General features: G+C 64.6%; 11 protein-coding genes. All 11 read right to left on the minus strand.

From position 1 onward, the window contains the following. Positions 1-3: 3 nt before the first annotated feature. The 11 genes from WS78_RS27315 to WS78_RS27370 all read right to left on the minus strand — a co-directional run bounded on the left by WS78_RS27315 (position 4) and on the right by WS78_RS27370 (position 17823). Positions 4-2292 carry a type VI secretion system Vgr family protein gene (locus WS78_RS27315; RefSeq protein ID WP_059579692.1) on the minus strand — a complete coding sequence of 763 codons (2289 nt, stop codon included), beginning with the start codon at positions 2290-2292 and terminating at the stop codon, positions 4-6. A gap of 168 nt (positions 2293-2460) precedes the next feature. Further along, positions 2461-4752 carry a type VI secretion system Vgr family protein gene (locus WS78_RS27320; RefSeq protein ID WP_059579687.1) on the minus strand — a complete coding sequence of 764 codons (2292 nt, stop codon included), beginning with the start codon at positions 4750-4752 and terminating at the stop codon, positions 2461-2463. After that, entirely contained in the window at positions 4743-7616 is a 2874-nt protein-coding gene (gene tssH, locus WS78_RS27325; protein WP_038751454.1) for a type VI secretion system ATPase TssH, read from the minus strand. Before tssH ends, WS78_RS27320 begins: the two co-directional genes overlap by 10 nt. A 2-nt stretch (positions 7617-7618) precedes the next feature. Then, positions 7619-8608, minus strand: coding sequence for a type VI secretion system baseplate subunit TssG (tssG, locus tag WS78_RS27330; protein ID WP_038751457.1), 990 nt, complete (start codon positions 8606-8608; stop codon positions 7619-7621). Next, the gene (gene tssF, locus WS78_RS27335) at positions 8605-10467 is read right to left on the minus strand and encodes a type VI secretion system baseplate subunit TssF (RefSeq protein ID WP_038751460.1); all 1863 of its coding nucleotides are present in this window, start codon (positions 10465-10467) and stop codon (positions 8605-8607) included. The genes tssG and tssF overlap by 4 nt, the downstream gene beginning before the upstream one ends. A 13-nt stretch (positions 10468-10480) precedes the next feature. Further along, positions 10481-10912 (minus strand): GPW/gp25 family protein, encoded by a 432-nt coding sequence (locus WS78_RS27340; RefSeq protein WP_059579716.1) that lies wholly within the window; start codon positions 10910-10912, stop codon positions 10481-10483. A gap of 78 nt (positions 10913-10990) precedes the next feature. Further along, positions 10991-11518: an Hcp family type VI secretion system effector gene (locus WS78_RS27345; RefSeq protein WP_004530039.1), complete on the minus strand. Its 528-nt coding sequence runs from the start codon at positions 11516-11518 to the stop codon at positions 10991-10993. A gap of 143 nt (positions 11519-11661) precedes the next feature. Next, the gene (tssC, locus tag WS78_RS27350; protein ID WP_161788681.1) at positions 11662-13167 is read right to left on the minus strand and encodes a type VI secretion system contractile sheath large subunit; all 1506 of its coding nucleotides are present in this window, start codon (positions 13165-13167) and stop codon (positions 11662-11664) included. A gap of 2 nt (positions 13168-13169) precedes the next feature. Beyond that, positions 13170-13718: a type VI secretion system contractile sheath small subunit gene (gene tssB / locus WS78_RS27355; protein ID WP_059579711.1), complete on the minus strand. Its 549-nt coding sequence runs from the start codon at positions 13716-13718 to the stop codon at positions 13170-13172. A gap of 33 nt (positions 13719-13751) precedes the next feature. Then, on the minus strand, positions 13752-14702 hold the full coding sequence (locus WS78_RS27360; RefSeq protein ID WP_059579684.1) for a type VI secretion system protein TssA: 951 nt from the start codon (positions 14700-14702) through the stop codon (positions 13752-13754). Positions 14703-16308: 1606 nt separating this feature from the next. Then, positions 16309-17823 (minus strand): acetyl-CoA hydrolase/transferase family protein, encoded by a 1515-nt coding sequence (locus WS78_RS27370; RefSeq protein ID WP_038751469.1) that lies wholly within the window; start codon positions 17821-17823, stop codon positions 16309-16311. Positions 17824-18104 lie beyond the last annotated feature (281 nt).

Genomic DNA, 18104 nt, shown 5'->3' on the forward strand with positions numbered 1-18104 from the left:
AGGTCAGTTCTTCGTCTGCATCCCGAGCTTTTTTAGATCGATGCCCACGTCCGAGTAGCTCGCGCCGATGTACGAGAAGCTGAATCCCGTCACCGACATGCTGCTGCCCGTCGTCGATACGCTCGAGCCCGTCGTGCCCACCGAACTGCCGGTGGCCGACATGCTCGAGCCCGTAATGCCCGTCGAGCTGCCCGTCGTCGACATCGACGTGCCCGTGATGCTCGTCGAGCTACCCGTGTTCGACATCGACGTGCCGGTGATGCTCGTCGACGTGCCCGTCACCGACGTGCTCGTGCCCGTCATGCTGCTCGACGTGCCCGTGTACGACAGCGATACGCCGGTGGTGCTCTGCGACTGCCCGGTCGTCGACATGCTGACGTCGGTCCATGACGACGAGATGCCCGTCATGCTGTTCGACACGCCCGTCACGGAATTCTTGGAACCCGTCAAGCTCGTTGACACGCCGACGAACCCCGTGCTGATGCCGGTGAAGCTCGTGTCCACGCCGACAAACGACGTCGATACGCCGGTGAAACCCGTGGTCACGCCGGTAAACGATGTCGACACGCCGGTGAAGCTCGTGCTCACGCCGGTAAACGACGTGCTCACGCCGGTGAAGCTCGCCGACACGCCGGTAAAGCTCACCGACAGCCCCGTGTACGACACCGAGATGCCGGTGAAGCTGACCTTGATGCCGACGACCGACGTCGACGTGCCATCCACCGACAGGTTCAAATCCTGCGCGATCGACGTCGAGCTGTTGCGCTCGACCGTCTGCTGCATGTCGCGCTCCGCGTGGATCATCACGCGCTCCGCGCCGTGCAGATCGTCGAACGTCAGTTGGCTCGCGTTCGGAATGCCGCCCGCGCGCTTGATCGAACGCGTGACGAGGCCCGTGTAGCGGATATCCTTCGGCAAATCGTAAGGCGTCGGGTTTTCGCCGTTGTAGACGATCCCCGTCGCGAGCGGCCGGTCGAGATCGCCGTCGACATAAACGACGATCACTTCCTGCCCGACCCGCGGCATCGCGATCACGCCCCAGCCCTTGCCCGCCCATGCCTGCGTCACGCGAATCCAGCACGACGCGTCCGCTTCGGTCGTCTTGTAGCGGTCCCAGTGGAAGTGCACGCGGATGCGCCCGAGCTTGTCGGTGTGCACTTCCGACATCTCCGGGCCCACCACCGTCGCGCTCTGGATGCCCGGCACCCGCGGCCGCTTGGTGACGAGCAGCGGGCGGAACGGCTGATCGTCGGCGAGCGCGCGGAACTTCACCGCGACGTTACGGCCCTGCGACGTACTATCCGGTCCGTCCTGAATGAACGTCAGCTCGCTGCTCGTCACGTAGTACCGACGATTGCGGCTCAACGCCGGATGACCGACCAGCGTGAACGCGCGGCCCGTCGCGAGCGCGCGTGCGTTCGCCTCGCCGACGAGCGAGTGCGAGTCCGCCTGGATCGCTTCGAGCCGCAAGCGCGCTCGCCGCTCGCCCTGCGCCGGATCGCTATAGCCGGTCGCATAGTCGTAGTACTCGAGCGGAATGCCGTCAAGGCTCGACAGCTCGACCTGCGCATCGCTGTCCAAGCGCTTCGACGGTGCGTGATAGTCGAAGTCGCGCAGCGCGACGTTGCTCGACTTGATCCGCCGCGTACGCTGCAAGCGCTGCACGCCTTCGCGCCCCTGGATCGCACGCGATTCTTCGCCGTCCGGAAGATATTCGAGCTCGTCGTTCGGCAGCGGCAGATCATCGAAGCGCTGCGTGTCCGAGATCACGACGATGTGATTGTCCTTCTCGTGCTCGACCCAGAAGTAGATCCCTTCGTCTTCCAGCAACCGCTTCACGAAGTTCAGATCCGTTTCCTGGAACTGCACGCAGTACTCGCGCGGCTCGTACGTGCCTTCGAGCTCGAACCGGTAACCGTTGCGCTGATGGCCCTGGAACACCTGCTCGACGATCTGCGGCACGCTCATGTTCTGGAAGATCCGGCTGTTGCGGTTCTCCGAGAGGAACGACAGCCAGCTCCTCAATTCCAGCGTGTACGTGTACTGCCCGCTCATCTGGCCCGTGTCGTTCCCGCCGAACACGTGCGCGTTGAACGTCCGCACGGCGCCGCCGCCCAGATCGATGTCCGCCGACAGCGACGAGCCGAGCAACTCGTCGAAATCCAGATTCGGATCGCGGCTCAGCAGATCGAGCTGATACGACGGCTCCTGCGACAGGTTCTCGTGGACCACGAAGCTCAGTGCAACCGAATCCGGGTCCAACAGCGGACTGCGTAGTTCGATCAGACGCATATGGCCCCTCCCTCTGCCTTCGCATCCGCCGACGCACGTGCCTCGATACGGCAACGGGCATCGGTCGGCGCCGCACATTCGGGTACCGCGACGCTATCGATCCGAGTGCTAATTCGTCTCGCCGCCTCAGTCGCATAAAGCGATGATGGTGTGATATCGCGCATAGCGTCAGCTCTTCACTTGCATGCCGACCTTCTTCAGGTCGATGCCCACGTCCGAGTAGCTCGCGCCGGTGTACGAGAAGCTGAATCCCGTCACCGACACGCTGCTGCCCGTCGTCGATACGCTCGAACCCGTCGTGCTCACCGAGCTGCCGGTCGTCGACACGCTCGATCCGGTGACGCTCGTCGAGCTGCCCGTCGTCGACATCGACGTGCCCGTGATGCTCGTCGAGCTGCCCGTGTTCGACATCGACGTGCCCGTGATGCTCGTCGACGTGCCCGTCACCGACGTGCTCGTGCCCGTCATGCTGTTCGACGTGCCCGTGTACGACAGCGATACGCCGGTGATGCTCTGCGACTGCCCGGTCGTCGACATGCTGACGTCGGTCCATGACGACGAGATGCCCGTCATGCTGTTCGACACGCCCGTCACCGAGTTGCTGGAACCCACGACGCTGGTCGAAACGCCGATCATCGCGGTCGATACGCCCTTGAAGCCCGTATCGACGCCGGTGAACGACGTCGACACGCCGATGAAGCTCGTGCTCACGCCGGTAAACGATGTCGACACGCCGGTGAAGCTCGTGCTCACGCCGGTAAACGACGTGCTCACGCCGGTGAAGCTCGCGGACACGCCGGTGAAGCTCACCGACAGCCCCGTGTACGACACCGAGATGCCGGTGAAGCTGACCGAGATCCCGACGACCGACGTCGACGTGCCCTTCACCGACAGGTTCAAGTCCTGCGCGATCGACGTCGAGCTGTTGCGCTCGACCGTCTGCTGCATGTCGCGCTCCGCGTGGATCATCACGCGCTCCGCGCCGCGCTGGTCGTCGAACGTGATCTGGCTCGCGTTCTGGTAGCCGCCCGCGCGCTTGATCGAACGCGACACGAGGCCCGTGTAGCGGATGTCCTTCGGCAAATCGTAAGGCGTCGGGTTTTCGCCGTTGTAGACGATCCCCGTCACGAGCGGCCGGTCGAGATCGCCGTCGACGTACGTGATCAGCACTTCCTGCCCGACCCGCGGCATCGCGATCACGCCCCAGCCCTTGCCCGCCCAAGCCTGCGACACGCGAATCCAGCACGACGCATCGGCTTCGGTCGTCTTGTAGCGGTCCCAGTGGAAGTGCACGCGGATGCGCCCGAGCTTGTCGGTGTGCACCTCCGACATCTCCGGGCCCACCACCGTCGCGCTCTGGATGCCCGGCACCTCGGGGCGCGACGTCGTCAGAAGCGGGCGGAACGGCTGGTCGTCGGCGAGCGCGCGGAACTTCACCGCGACATTACGGCCCTGCGACGTACTATCCGGTCCGTCCTGAATGAACGTCAGCTCGCTGCTCGTCACGTAGTACCGACCATTGCGCTGCGCGGCCGGATGGCCGACCAGCGTGAATGCGCGGCCCGTCGCGAGCGCGCGTGCGTTCGCCTCGCCGACGAGCACGTGCGAGTCCGCCTGGATCGCTTCGAGCCGCAGGCGCGCGAGGCGCTCGCCCTGTTCCTGCTCGCTGTAGCCGGTCGCGTAGTCGTAGTATTCGAGCGGAATCCCTTCGAGATTCGGCGGCGACACCTGCTGCGCATCGCTGTCCAGACGGTTCGACGGCGCGTGATAGTCGAAGTCGCGCAGCGCGACGTTGTTCGACTTGATCCGCCGCGTACGCTGCAAGCGCTGCACGCCTTCGCGCCCCTGGATCGCACGCGATTCTTCGCCGTCCGGAAGATATTCGAGCTCGTCGTTCGGCAGCGGCAGATCATCGAAGCGCTGCGTGTCCGAGATCACGACGATGTGACTGTCCTTCTCGTGCTCGACCCAGAAATAGATCCCTTCGTCTTCCAGCAACCGCTTCACGAAGTTCAGATCCGTTTCCTGGAACTGCACGCAGTACTCGCGCGGCTCGTACGTGCCTTCGAGCTCGAACCGGTAACCGTTGCGCTGATGGCCCTGGAACACCTGCTCGACGATCTGCGGCACGCTCATGTTCTGGAAGATCCGGCTGTTGCGGTTCTCCGAGAGGAACGACAGCCAGCTCCTCAATTCCAGCGTGTACGTGTACTGCCCGCTCATCTGGCCCGTGTCGTTCCCGCCGAACACGTGCGCGTTGAACGTCCGCACGGCGCCGCCGCCCAGATCGATGTCCGCCGACAGCGACGAGCCGAGCAGCGCGTCGAAATCCAGGTCCGGATCGTGGCTCAGCAGATCGAGCTGATACGACGGCTCCTGCGACAGGTTCTCGTGGACCACGAAGCTCAGTGCAACCGAATCCGGGTCCAACAGGGGACTACGCAGTTCGATCAGACGCATGACGGTTCTCCCGTCGTGCCGGCGTTCGCCGATGTCGTTTCGTCAGGCCCATGCGCGCCGACCGGATGCGCGCCGCTCGCCTGCACGCTTGCATCCACGTTCGCGTCGGCGTGCGAGCCGCCTATCGCTTCATGCGCTTCATCCACTTCATGCGCGCCGTGTGCGTCATGTGCTTCGTGCGCCTCCACGGCAGCGGCCGCCGCGGCTTCGAGCGCCGCCGCTTCCGCCTGCTCGCCGAGCGCCGCGGCATCGGTGCCGCTCAGCTCCCACGCATCCTCGTCGAACACGAGCGCCAGCTTCTCATGCGCGGACAGCCGCACCGTCTTCAGCGCGCGCCCCTCCGCCCGCGCGGCGAGCACGCCGCGCGCGACGGCCGGCATCACGTGCTGGCGCAGCAGGTCGCGCACCGCGCGGCCGTTCGCCGGATGCTGCGACACCGCATGCGCGACCCACGACGCGACGCCTTCGTCCGCGCGCCACTGCAAATCGTTCTCCGCGAGGCGTTCGCCGAGTTCGTCGAGCGCCTGCGTCGCGATGCCGGTGAGCGCTTCGACATCGAGCGGCCGGAACGCGACGAGCTGAATCCGCGCGAGCAGCGCGGGCGAGAAGCGCCCTTGCAGCCGCTCGCCGACGAGCTTGTCGAGCTTCGCCTGCGAGATCTGCGGATCGGCCTTGCACGCCGCTTCGATCTCGACGTCGCCGAGATTGCTCGTCAACAGGATCAGGCAGTTGCGGAAGCTGATCCTGCGGCCTTCGCCGTCCTCCATCCAACCCTGATCGAAGACTTGATAGAACACCTCATGAATGTCCGGATGCGCGCGATCGAATTCGTCGAGCAGCAGCACGCTGTACGGCTTCTTGCGTACCGCCTCGGTCAAGCGCCCGCCCTTGCCGTAGCCGACGTATCCGGGCGGCGCGCCCTTGAGCGTCGACACCGTGTGCGCTTCCTGGAACTCGTTCATGTTGAACTGGAGCAGGTTGCGCTCGCCGCCGAACAGCAGCTCGGCGAGCTTCGCCGCGGCCTGGCTCTTGCCGGTGCCGGTCGGGCCGGCGAGCAGCATCACGCCGAGCGGCCGGCGCGGATCGTTGAGCCCCGAATGCGACACCTGCAACGCCTGTGCGATCGAGCGCATCGCGCCCGTCTGCCCGTGGATGCCTGCATTCAGCGCGCCCTCGAGCTCGACGACGCGCTGCGCATCGTCCTGCGCGAGCTGCGCGACGGGCACGCCCGTCCACTCGGCGAGCACCTCCGACACGACGTGCTCGTCGACCCACGGACGCACCCAGCGATTCGCGCCGATGCGCGCGGCGAACGAATCGCCGTCGCTGTCGGCAGGCGTATTCGTTTCGTCGTTCAGACGCGCGAGCCACGTGCGCACCTCGTCGCGCTGCGCGTCGACGACCGTCCCGAGCGTCGCCGCCTGCTGCACGAGGCTCGCCTGGCGGCCTTCGAGTTCACCCTCGTCGCCCGGCGTGCGCACGCCCATCCGGCGATCGCTCGCGCGCCAATCGAGCGTCTGGCCGATCGCGAACGCCTGGTGCTGCAAGCGCTCGAGCTCGGCGGGCGCGCAGTTCTGGCTCATCGCGACGCGCGCGCATGCGGTGTCGAGCAGGCTGATCGCCTTGTCCGGCAACTGCCGCGCGGGCAGATAGCGGCGCGACAGCTCGACCGCGCCGCGCAGCGCCGAATCGACGATGCGCACGCCGTGGTGCGCGGCAAAGCGCGGCGCGATCGTGCGCAGCATGTCGACTGCCGCGTCATCGCTCGGCTCGTCGACGGGAACCGCCTGGAAGCGCCGCACGAGCGCCGCGTCCGGTTCGATGTACTGCTTGTATTCGGACCACGTCGTCGCGGCGACCATCCGAAGCTGACCGCGCGCGAGCATCGGCTTGATCAGGTTCGCCGCGTCGCCCGTGCCGGCTGCGCCGCCCGCGCCGATCAGCGTGTGCGTCTCGTCGCAGAACAGGATGATCGGATCAGGCGATGCGATCACCGCGTCGATCAGCGATTTCAGCCGCTGCTCGAACTCGCCGCGCACGCCGGCGCCCGCCTGCATCCGCGCGAGATCGAGCGCCCATACCTGCGCGCCGAGCAGGCCCGGCGGCACCGCGCCCGCTTGGATCTTCTGCGCGAGCGCCTCGACGACGGCCGTCTTGCCCACGCCCGCCTCGCCGACGAGAATCGGATTGTTCTGGCGACGGCGCGACAGGATGTCGATCACCGTGCGCAATTCGTCGTCACGGCCGACGACGGGATCGAGCTCGCCGCGCGCGGCCTGCTCGGTCACGCACGTCGCCCACTTCGCGAGCGCGTCGCTCGTGCCGTCGGCGGCGGCTTCGCCCGCGTGCTCGCCGAGCGCGCCGCCGTCGATCGCGGCGGGCGCTTCGTTGCTTTCCGGCCAGCCGGCCGCGAGCGATTCGTAGCGCTTCACCACTTCATCTAGCGCGACCGACGTGATGCCGCTCGGCACGCGCTGCTGCAGCCAGCGGCGCGTCAGATCCTCGTCGAGCCACGCGAGCAGCAGGTGGCCGGAGCGCACCTTGCCCGCGCGCGCCGCGATCTGGCTCCAGATGACGGCCGGCCCGACGCTGCGCTCGAGCGAGCTCGAGATGTCGCGCAGCGAGTCGCCGCTCACGTCGAAGCCGTCGAGCGCCTTCTCCATCCGGCGCTTCGCTTCGCCGACGTCGCTGCCGAACTGCTCCAACAGGCGCGCAAGATCGCTCTGCTCGCGCTGCAGCAGGCACAGCGCCCAGTGATCGAGGTCGATGAAGGCGTGCCGACGCGATCGGCCTAGCGCCGTCGCATCGACGAGGGCCGCATAGGTCGTGCGGCCGAGACAGTTGAATATGCGTTCGCGATTCACGTCTAGTCCCGAAAAGATTCAAAGACAGTCAGGGTGCGCAGCGCCCGATTCGGCCTTGACCACGCGTCGACGCCGACGCGCATGCACCCAACCCTTCCTGCAAGTTCAGGGCGCGTCCACACCTGAACCTTGATGACGGGGTAAATTCGTCCGTCGACGAAATCCGTCACGACCGCGGACACCGCCATGACGGCGGCCGCGCGGCGTTGCCACCGGTAAAACTCGTCGGCCTCGATCGGCCCGATCACGATCTCGATCGAGTGCTGCACGTCCCAGATCCGCGCGCCGAGCCGCCATCCGCCGAGCCGCCGTGCGTGACTCGCCGCGGCCGGCACCGGCACCCAGCGGCCGTGGCGCGGCACCACCTGCAGCGCAACGCCGAAGTACGAGCGCAACATCCGTTGCAGATCGGCGAGCGAGCGGCGCGGCGCGCAGTAGATGCCCGGAAACGCGCGCCGGCACGCGAGCGCATGACGCTCGAGCAGATCGGCGTCGTCCTGCGTCGCGCGGCGCGCATCGGCGAGCGCCGTCACGCGCTCGACGAACGGATTGCGCGCGCGCTCGTAGCCGAGCACCGGATGCATCGACGACCAAGCCGAGTAATGCAACCACGCGAGGTCGCCGCACGCGACGTTGACGAAGCGCTCGAACGCGGCGTTGCGCTCGAAGCGCTTTTCCTGCATCGCATGCTCGGTCACGTGCAGCGGCAGCGGCCCGTACGGCGCGAACAGTCCGAAGTGACGCTGAACCACCGTGACCTCCGGGTGATCGTCGTCCTCGATGAAGCGCGGCAGCGTCACGTGCACGCGCTCCACTTCGGTGCTCGCGAAATGCATCTCCGCCGGCTGCTCGATGCGCAGCCACTTCGGCAACCGCCGCTTGCGCGCCGAGCGCTTGTCGTGCTTGCGCTGCAACGCTTCGACCCGCCGCATCAACTCGAAGAAGGTGCGGCGCGGCGTCAGCGCTTTCGTTACATGTTCGAGCGACGTCATGCGAGCCTCCCGTCGCGCGACGCCACGTTCGTGTGCGTGCTCGCCGCATCGCCGTCGAGGCGCACGGCGATCTCGATGCCGTCGTTGAGCGTCGCGGCTTCGGCAAGCGCCTGCGCGAGCAGACGCCCGAACAGCCAGCCGCCGCGATCCGCGTGCAGCGATTCGGCGATGTCGATCTCGACCTGCGTCGCGCGCACGAGCGCGGTCGGCGTCGAGCGGCCCGCCGCGACGAAGCGCGAGCGCAGCATGACCGAGCGCAAACTCTCGAGCCGCTGGCGGTCGAGTGCGTCGTCCTTGTCGATCGCGAGCAGCAATTGCTCGACGATGCGCGCCGTCACGTCCTGCTGTTGCGACGCGCGCAGCGCGAGCGGATTGCGGCCCACGTGCGACACGGCCTCCCAGCACGCGTCGACGCTCGGCTTGCCGCGCGGCGCGCTCGCCGGCCACAGACACTCGATGCGCTTCACCGCCGTCGGATCGAGCAGTTGCAGTTCGGCGTCGAGCAGCGCGGTCGGTCGCCAGTCGCGATCGGCAACGAGCGCGCGGCCCGTGATCGTCGCGACATCGTCCGGATCGAGCGTGTCGTCGACCATCGAGACCGCGACCAGATCGTGGCTTGCGAGCGGATCGAACCGATCACGCCGCACGCCGTCGACGAGCAACGCATCCTCGCGCCGCATGCCGTAGCGAATCGAGCCGTCCTGCCCTTCGTAGCCCGCCGTCTCGAGCACCGAGCGAGCGCGATGCGCGCGACCATTGGTCTCGCACACGAACACCTCGGTCAGCGCCCACAGGTGATGAGCGGCGGGCCGCATCCGGTCGACCGGAATCCACTGCTCCGGCTGATTCGCGTCGTACGGCACCGGATCGAAACGTTTGGAATACAGATTGATCGCCGGCGTCGCGAAGAGGCGAAACTGGCTCGCGTCCACGTCGCCGATCAAATCGCCCGGCGCATCGCGCAATGCGAAGAACAGATCGAACTCGCGCGCCGACGGCGCTTTCTCCGCAATCGCCGCGAGCGCATCGACGTAGACGCCGAGCAGGCGCGTCGGCTGCGCGAAGTATTCGCGCAACAGCCGCAGCCCCGGCAAGCCGCCGAAGTCTTCCGGCAACAGCGCCTCCGCATCGTCTACGCCGGACAACCGAATGCCCGACATCGGCAGCGTCAGCACCTCGTCGCCGCGATTAGTCGACACGAGCGCGAACCACGCGGTCGTGTCGGCAAGCAGCGCGCGATGCAGCGCGTACGCGCGCGGCAGGTCGCCCGCAAGGCTCAGATGCAACGGCGCGAATCCCTTGTCCTCACGCGACAGCTCCGCGACCGACGCGCCGCCCTCCACTTCGAACCTGAAGCGCAGCACCGCATGCGACGACGCGAGCCGCTGTGCGAGCAGCGACGGCAGCCCGGTGATGCTGCGGCTGCACTCGACCGACGCGAGGCGCAGCGGCAACAGCGTGACGTCGCGCGCGGTCGAGAACATCACGGGCAGCTTGCGGCCCGGCAAATGAGCGGCGATGAGCGAGCCGCGCGGCAGCGTGTTGCCTCGAAACGCGTCGGGCGAGCCGAGATCCGGATGGAACGCGAACGTCGAGATCGCAGGCGTGGCCGCCGTGTAGAGCGGGCAAATGCGCCCGAGCGCCTGTTGCGCGAACTCCGCGCATTCGCGGTCGAGCCGCTTCTGCACGCGCGCCGACAGATACGCGACGCCCTCGAGCAGCCGCTCGACGAACGGATCGGTGACCGCATCCGGATGCAGCCCGAGCGCCGACGCGACCTGCGGATGCTCTTTCGAAAAGCGCGCACCCGCATCGCGCAGCTGGCGCAATTCGTCGTTGTAGTGGTCGAGAAAATTCATCGCCGTTCGTCGCTCACCGGTCATCCGCTAGGCTGAAATACCCGCTCAGGTAATCGAGCGCGAGGCTCGCCCTGAGCTCGGCTCCGTCTTCGCGCGCCTTCATCGACACGTCGAAGTAGATCGTCTGCGGCAAGCGCCTGTGGCTCTCGGTCCGAGGCTTGACCGTCGTGCTGGCGGAATCGACGCGCGGCTCGAAGCGACGAATCACCTCGCAGATGTGCGCGGCCGCATGCGCGGGATTGATCTTCGTCGCGCCGGCCGCCTGCATCGGCGGACAGCCGAAGTTCAGCACCGAATGCGCTGCCGGACTGTCGTCGGCGATGCGCATGCGCGCGCCGCGAATCGCATAATTCATCAGGTCGACCAAGTGATCCGCGACGACCTCTTGAAGCGAATGACGACGAATCCGTCTGGACAGCTTGTTGTAGAGTTGAAGATCGCTCACGTGCATGTTCCCGAGTGTTGTGGCGCGAGGCCACAACACTGCCCAAGGTTAGCCTGGAAACTAGAACCTTCCGACGGGTTAGATCGGGGCGTTCTGCTTGAGGTCGTATCCGGCCTTGATCACTGCGCCCATCGTGCCGTCGTTACGCTGCTCGCGATACTCGAACTCGATCTGGGCGAAGTTGATCCGGATCTGGTCGGTCGGCAGCACGCCGTCGACTTCGCCGCTCGCGTGGCCGAGCTGCGAAATCGGCATGTTGCCGAGCGTGCGGAACGACGACACGAGGCCGCTCGCGAACGAGATCGTCAGGAACTCCTGCTGGCCCTTGCCCGACTTGCGGCAGATCAGCTTCGCGTTCTGGATGTGCTCACCCGTCGCACACATCAGGAACAGCTTCGGCGACGCCTTGTTCGACACCATGCGGAACTCGAAGTCCTTCATCTCGACCTTACCCGCGCCGCCGCCGCTGCCGAAGCCCCAACGGCCCGAGTTCTCTTCCGCCCACTGCCAGCTCTGAATCTGGATCAGACCGGGATATTGCTGATCGGTCGACTCGCCCTCGACGCCATCGATCTGCAAGAAGTAATCAACCAACGCATTTGCCATGCTATGAACTCCTAATTAGTTATAACAAGACCATATCGAAAAGACCGCTGTTGAATCCGCTGCGAGACGCATCGACTCCGCCCCGCAACGCCTCGAACACCTCCTTCTTTAAGCGAAACCGCAACCGGCCCGGTAGTCGCGGCTCAGGTCGTCACCTCGTGCTTGGTCGACGGAAGTTTCGAAACCAGCCGGAGAGAAACGGTCAAACCCTCCAGTTGGAAATGGGGGCGCAGGAAAAACTGCGCGCGATAGTAGCCGGGGTTTTCCGGAATCTCGTCGACGACCACTTCCGCCGCCGACAGCGGACGCTGCGATTTCGTGACCTCGCTCGAGATGCTCGGATCGCCGTCCACATAGTTCATCAGCCAGTCGTTCAGCCAGCGCTGCGTATCCTCGGCCGACTTGAACGAACCGATCTTGTCGCGAACGATGCACTTCAGGTAGTGCGCGAAACGGCACGTCGCGAAGATGTACGGCAGGCGCGACGACAGGTTCGAGTTCGCGGTCGCGTCGTCGTCCTCGTAGATCGCCGGACGATGGACGGTCTTCGCACCGATGAACGCCGCGGTATCCGAATTCTTCCGGTACACGAGCGGCATCAGGCCCGATTCGGACAGCTCGTGCTCGCGCCGGTCCGAGATCGCGATTTCCGTCGGGCAGTGCAGGTCGACTTCGCGATCCTGCGAAGGCAGCACGAACTTCGGCAGCACCTCGACCGCGCCGCCCGACTCGACGCCGCGAATCTTCGTGCACCAGCCGTATGTCTTGAACGCGCGCGTGATGTTCGCACCCATCGCGTACGCGGAATTCGCCCAGCAGAAATCCTCGGCGCGGTTCGGGTCGACCTTCTCCTCGAAACCGAACTCCTCGACGGGCTGCGTCTTCGGGCCGTACGGCACGCGAGCAAGGAAGCGCGGCAGCGTGAGCGCGAGATAGCGCGAGTCGTTGCTCTCGCGCAGGCGGCGCCAGAACGCATATTCGGTCGCGGTGAAAATCTTCGACACGTCGCGCGGATTCGACAGCTCGCTCCAGTCGTCCATCTGCAGCAGGCCCGGCGCGGCGGCCGCGATGAACGGCGCGTGCGCGGCCGCCGAGATCTTCGACATCTCGGTCAGGATCGACACGTCCTGCATGCTGTGGTCGAAATAGAAATCACCGATCAGGCAGCCGAACGGCTCGCCGCCGAACTGGCCGTATTCCTGCTCGTAGATCATCTTGAAAATCGGACTCTGGTCCCACACGACGCCCTTGAAGCGCCGCAACGTCTTGCCGAGATCCGCTTTCGAGATGTTCAGGTAGCGGATCTTCAGGTTCTCGCTCGTGTCGGTGTTCGATACGAGATAGTGCAATCCGCGCCACGCGCCTTCGAGATTCTGGAAGCGCTTGTTGTGCAGCACAAGCGTCAGTTGCTCGGAGATCTTCTTGTCCAGCTCGGCGACCAGCTGCTCGATCGTCTGCGCGACGTCCTCGCGAACCACGACCCGGCTGCGCCGCGCATACGTGAGCAGCGTTTCGACGGCGTTCTGCACCGCCTCCGCGGCCTCGTTGGTGCGCGGCCGGAACGAGCGGCGCAGGATGTCCTTCAGATCTTCGTTGACGTTGTTCTGATCGACGACTACCTTCTCGGCAGACGATTCAAGCTGCTGCATACTCATTTCGCACCCTCTTCCGGTTGTTGGCCGTCGCCTTCGCCGTTGCCGCCGGATTGCTCCGTCGCCTCGGCCTCGTTCGCCCACTGCGGGCTCTTCAGCAACTCCTGAATCACGTCTTCCGCCGCGGCCTTGCCGTCCATGTAGGTCAAGAGCTCCTTCAGGCGACTGCGTGCCTCGAGCAGCGTCGACAGCTCGGGAATGCGCTTGACGACGTCCGCGGGCTCGAAGGATTCCATCGACGTGAACGTCAGATCGATCGGAATCAGCGTGCCGTCGTTGGTCAGCACGTTCTTCACGTGATAGCTGAGCGACGGCGCGATCTGCGCCATGCGCTCGTCGAAGTTCTCGACGTCAATCTCCTGGAAGCGCCGATCCTCGACGGGGCCGAGCGGCTCGACGTTGTCGCCCGACAGGTCCGCCATCACGCCCGCGACGAACGGCAACTCGACCTTCTTTTGCGACCCGTAAACCTCGACGTCGTATTCAATCTGCACACGGGGCGCACGACTCTCCCCGATGAATTTCTGTCCATCCTTTTGTCGAACCATGATGAGCAAACCCTCTACACGAAGTTGTTCACGTTACTTGATAGAGCTCTGCGGCCGGTTCAGCTGGGCCACGAGAGACGCCGCCTCGGGATAGAGCTCCGCCATCACCTCCTCGAAACCCGCCCCTAGCATTCTTTGAATCCGCGACAGGAAGATCGGCGCCGGATGGCTCGGCTCGTGCAAGCGGAAGTACTCGACGATTCGCTCGAGCGCCGCACCGACTTCCTGCCTCGACCTCAGCGCGCCGCCCGGCCCGGCGGACGGTTGCCGCGTATCGGGCGCAGGCGCGCCACCGGGCGTCGAGTCCACCGACTCCGTACCTGCGGCGTTCGTCTTGTTCACCTCGTCCGCCTCCGAATGCGCCTGCACGAGCCGCGACGACGCGACGCTCAACAGTTCGAGCGCGCGTGCGACGTTGAGCTCCTGCTCCACCGCAGCTATCGATTCCCTGATTCTCGATAAGGAATCCTGAATGTCATGTACAAGAGTATTCGCTCTAATGCGATAATCAGGATCCTCCACGATCGAAGCCGCCCGCCCGCCGATCAGATCGTTGAGCGTTGCGTCGCGGTCTTCGAACCGGGAACTGCCGAGCTGATGCAGGAACTGCGAACCAGCAAGCCAGCCAAGATGAATCAAAAGGGTTTCGCCGGGCGACTCGTCAGGCAACGCGCGAGGATGCAATTCCTCGACGGGTGCGCTCATCAAATCGGCCAGCAATCGCGTGCCGTCGGCGAGTCCGCTCAAGCCGCGCCGCGCGATGCACGCGCGCAGATGCCAAATAGCGACCCGCACGTCTTTCGCCTTTTTCAATAGGGCGAGACATCCGGTTTCGACGGAGACCCACTGGAACGCGCCCTCTCCCTTGCGCTGAGGCGCGTAGCCGACGGAATCGTATTCGCAGATGGCTGCGTCGATTTTGATAAAATCTTCGTCGAAATCCAGCAAGTCCGGCGACTGGCCCGGTAGTGCAACGTCGTTCATGGTCTATCCACAAATCACAAGCGTCGGGAACCGACTTCGCAAAGCTAGATTAGTTTGCGTTCCGTCAAAATGCCCAAACTTAATTCTTCGAATGTATTAGCGACCACATAACTCGATGCTTACTATCTGCCAAAGCGTTTTGGGGAATTAGATTAGTATCCGCTGGAATAAGACAAACGAACGCCTGCGGGTTCCAGGAAAATATTCCACGGAAACCGTTTACGCCGCCGGTTTTTTTCTCAGCGATATTAACCCGCCCCTTCCGCCCAGCCCGATCCCTGCGAGCTGGCTAGCGCCAGCCTTCCGCATCGGCGATCGGTAAGATGCACTTCCATTAAATCAAATACGGCGCGCACATAAATCACTACGCCGTCGCATTTGCGGCGGAAATATCATCCAAGCACCGGGTTTAATCTGAAACGTCACACCTTAGTGGCCCTCAACGACAACGGCGTGACAATCATTCATATCGTTACAGTCTACGCTGTAAACTTATAGAACGCTCGTAAATTTGGCAAGCAGAAATAAATTTTTCTTACAAACGGAACTGTAAGTTTGATTCAATGAAATTGAAATATAAGGATTGCCTCCGAAGCGGAGCGAGTTTCGAACGACGCGGAGATTTTTATCTTGCGCGATCCTTCCGATCGCTTTTTCTTAACCCGCCTGCCGAATTACTCAATCACTACTTCATACATTCCGATCAGGCTTCTTCGACTACTTAATATGTATTCGCAATCGTTTGCGCGGCCTGTCGACCCACAATAAACCCACCTCGCCGGAATTGCAAGCGGGCCGAAAATGCCCGCCGCACGTACATCAAAGCCAATGAAGCGAGAACGCGGCGCGAATGCGCATCAAGGCGGCGGGTGAAACATCTTTGTTACATTAGGATCAATTTAACTCGACTGAGAGACAACTTATTTGCCGACTGGATCGTCTGTCCGCTATAAGCGCGATACCAACGCGATAGCGCATGGATCGGCGTGGTCCCAAGAAGGCGTTTTACTTGTCGTTTGAGGCCCGGATGCTCGTCCGCTGCACGACGGCAGCGACGATCGGTCCGACAGGATCGATCGTCATGTCATTCAGTAGGATGACGAACAGTTTTAGAGACGATTAAGTGCCTGCGGTTTCCCCACGGAACCGAATACATCCTCGGGAATTGCGCGCCCGATGCCCCGTGCCGCGCCAGCGCTCGTGCCACGATCCATATTTATAAGCAACCCGAAGCTCATGGACTCGATTGCCTGCTCGAACGCGCCATTCGGGCAATGTCGTGTTCTCACTCCCGTCCCGGCTGCGCCCCGGTCGGCTCGCTCGCTCCTCGACACGGGCATCGGAACGAACGACGCAGCGCATTTCGTCGCGCCAGCGTGTCGGCGTGTATCCAGTATCTATCTAGTCGCTACTAGATAGTAGAAGGCGCTCCCGCCTGCGCGCCCCGCGGCGCGTCGGCCGCGACGCCGCCCTTTGCCGGTCCTCTGCGCACGACGCCGCCAATAACGAAACGGCGCGGCCACCATCCGGCGCCGCGCCGTTTCGTCAGTCCGATGTCCGCCCGAGCGTCGACCACCGCACGCGCGGGGCCTCGAGGAACCGATCGTCAGGCCTTCATCGATCCGGTTCGCACATAGCGCTCGTGCCAAGACAGCGCTTCGCCGAGCAGATGCGGCGTCTGCTTGCCGAAGCTCTCGCGGCTCGCGCGCTCGAAGTAGTCGTCGAGCATCGGCCGATAGTCGGGATGCGCGCAATTCGCAATGACCTTGCGCGCGCGCTGCTTCGGCGACAATCCGCGCAGATCCGCGAGCCCCTGCTCCGTCACGACGACCGCGACGTCGTGCTCGGTGTGGTCGACGTGGCTCGCCATCGGCACGATCCGCGAGATCGCACCGCCCTTCGCGGTGCTCGCCGACATGAAGCACGACAGATAGCCGTTGCGGGCGAAATCGCCGGAACCGCCGATGCCGTTCTGGATCTTCGTGCCCATCACGTGCGTCGAATTGACGTTGCCGTAGATGTCGGCCTCGATCATCCCGTTCATCGCCACGATGCCGAGGCGGCGCACGAGCTCCGGATGGTTGCTGATCTCCTGCGGCCGCAGCACGATCTTCGAGCGAAACGTGTCGATCTCGTCGGCGAAGCGCTTCACGGCGTCCGGGCTCAGCGACAGCGCGGTCGCCGACGCAAAGCTCAGCGTGCCGTTCGCGAGCAGGTCGAGCATGCCGTCCTGGATCACTTCCGTGTACGCGGTCAGGTTCGAGAAGCCGCCTTCGCCGAGGCCGGCGAGCACCGCGTTCGTGATGTTGCCGACGCCCGACTGCAGCGGCAGCAGGTTTTCGGGCAGGCGGCCGCGCTTGATCTCGTGGCGCAGGAAATCGATCAGGAGTCCGGCGATCTGCTTCGACGCCGTGTCGGGCGCGGCGAATGCGTTGCTGCGGTCGGGCGCGTCCGTTTCGACGATCGCGACGATCTTCTCGGCCGGGCAGCGCAGATACGGCTCGCCGATCCGGTCGTCGCTCTTCACGAGCGGAATCGGCTTGCGGTTCGGCGGCAAAGCGGTGCCGTAATAAATGTCGTGCATTCCGTCGAGGCCGAGCGGCTGCCGCGAATTCACTTCGAGGATCACGCGCTTCGCCTGGTCGAGCCACGTCTTGTTGTTGCCGACCGACGCCGACGGAATCAGGCTCCCGTCCTCGCGGATGCCCGCCACTTCGACGATCGCGACGTCCAGCTCGCCGAACAGGCCGAACCACGCGTACTGCGCGACGTGGCTCAGGTGGATGTCCTGATAGTCGAGCTCGCCCGCGTTGATCTTGTCGCGCAGCGTCGGATCGGATTGGTACGGCAGGCGCATCGAGATGCCGTTCGCCTTCGCGAGCGCGCCGTCGAGCTCGGGCGCGGTCGACGCGCCCGTCAGCACGTTGATGCGGAAATCTTCGCCGCGCGCGTGGGACGCCGCGATCCGCGCGGCGAGTGCGGCCGGCACCGCTTTCGGATATCCGGAGCCGGTGAAGCCGCTCATCGCGACGGTCATGTTCGGGCCGATCAGCGCGGCGGCCTCGTCGGCGGTGCGGACGAGGGAGCGCAGGCTGGGAGCGAGGATACGAGAGGTTGGCATGGCTGAATGTCGAACGGTTGTATTAGATCTGGCGACGCAGCGCCGCAAGGGTGTCTCCGGAGTGGCGCGCGCTTGCGGCGCGGGCGGCGGTCACGGGCCGGCGGCGCAAGCACGGCCCGAGTATCGCAGAGCGCGCCGCGGCATAGTGTCCGCCCCGTGCAAAAGTAACTTGCCGGATTTGCTGGATATTTGCCCGAAATCAACTTCAGGCGACGCGCGCCATCACGCGGCGGGCGACCGCCACATCTCGGCGTCCCGCTCCCGGCAAAGGCCAAACCTTA

The organism is Burkholderia savannae (assembly GCF_001524445.2).
GTDB classification, from domain to species: domain Bacteria; phylum Pseudomonadota; class Gammaproteobacteria; order Burkholderiales; family Burkholderiaceae; genus Burkholderia; species Burkholderia savannae.

What these genes read in the sequence shown, in the direction of transcription:
- WS78_RS27360 (WP_059579684.1), bottom strand. Translation starts at nt 14,702, where the DNA reads ATGAACGACGTTGCACTACCGGGCCAGTCGCCGGACTTGCTGGATTTC.
- tssF (WP_038751460.1), bottom strand. Translation starts at nt 10,467, where the DNA reads ATGAATTTTCTCGACCACTACAACGACGAATTGCGCCAGCTGCGCGAT.
- tssB (WP_059579711.1), bottom strand. Translation starts at nt 13,718, where the DNA reads ATGGTTCGACAAAAGGATGGACAGAAATTCATCGGGGAGAGTCGTGCG.
- WS78_RS27320 (WP_059579687.1), bottom strand. Translation starts at nt 4,752, where the DNA reads ATGCGTCTGATCGAACTGCGTAGTCCCCTGTTGGACCCGGATTCGGTT.
- WS78_RS27370 (WP_038751469.1), bottom strand. Translation starts at nt 17,823, where the DNA reads ATGCCAACCTCTCGTATCCTCGCTCCCAGCCTGCGCTCCCTCGTCCGC.
- tssC (WP_161788681.1), bottom strand. Translation starts at nt 13,167, where the DNA reads ATGCAGCAGCTTGAATCGTCTGCCGAGAAGGTAGTCGTCGATCAGAAC.
- tssG (WP_038751457.1), bottom strand. Translation starts at nt 8,608, where the DNA reads ATGACGTCGCTCGAACATGTAACGAAAGCGCTGACGCCGCGCCGCACC.
- WS78_RS27345 (WP_004530039.1), bottom strand. Translation starts at nt 11,518, where the DNA reads ATGGCAAATGCGTTGGTTGATTACTTCTTGCAGATCGATGGCGTCGAG.
- WS78_RS27315 (WP_059579692.1), bottom strand. Translation starts at nt 2,292, where the DNA reads ATGCGTCTGATCGAACTACGCAGTCCGCTGTTGGACCCGGATTCGGTT.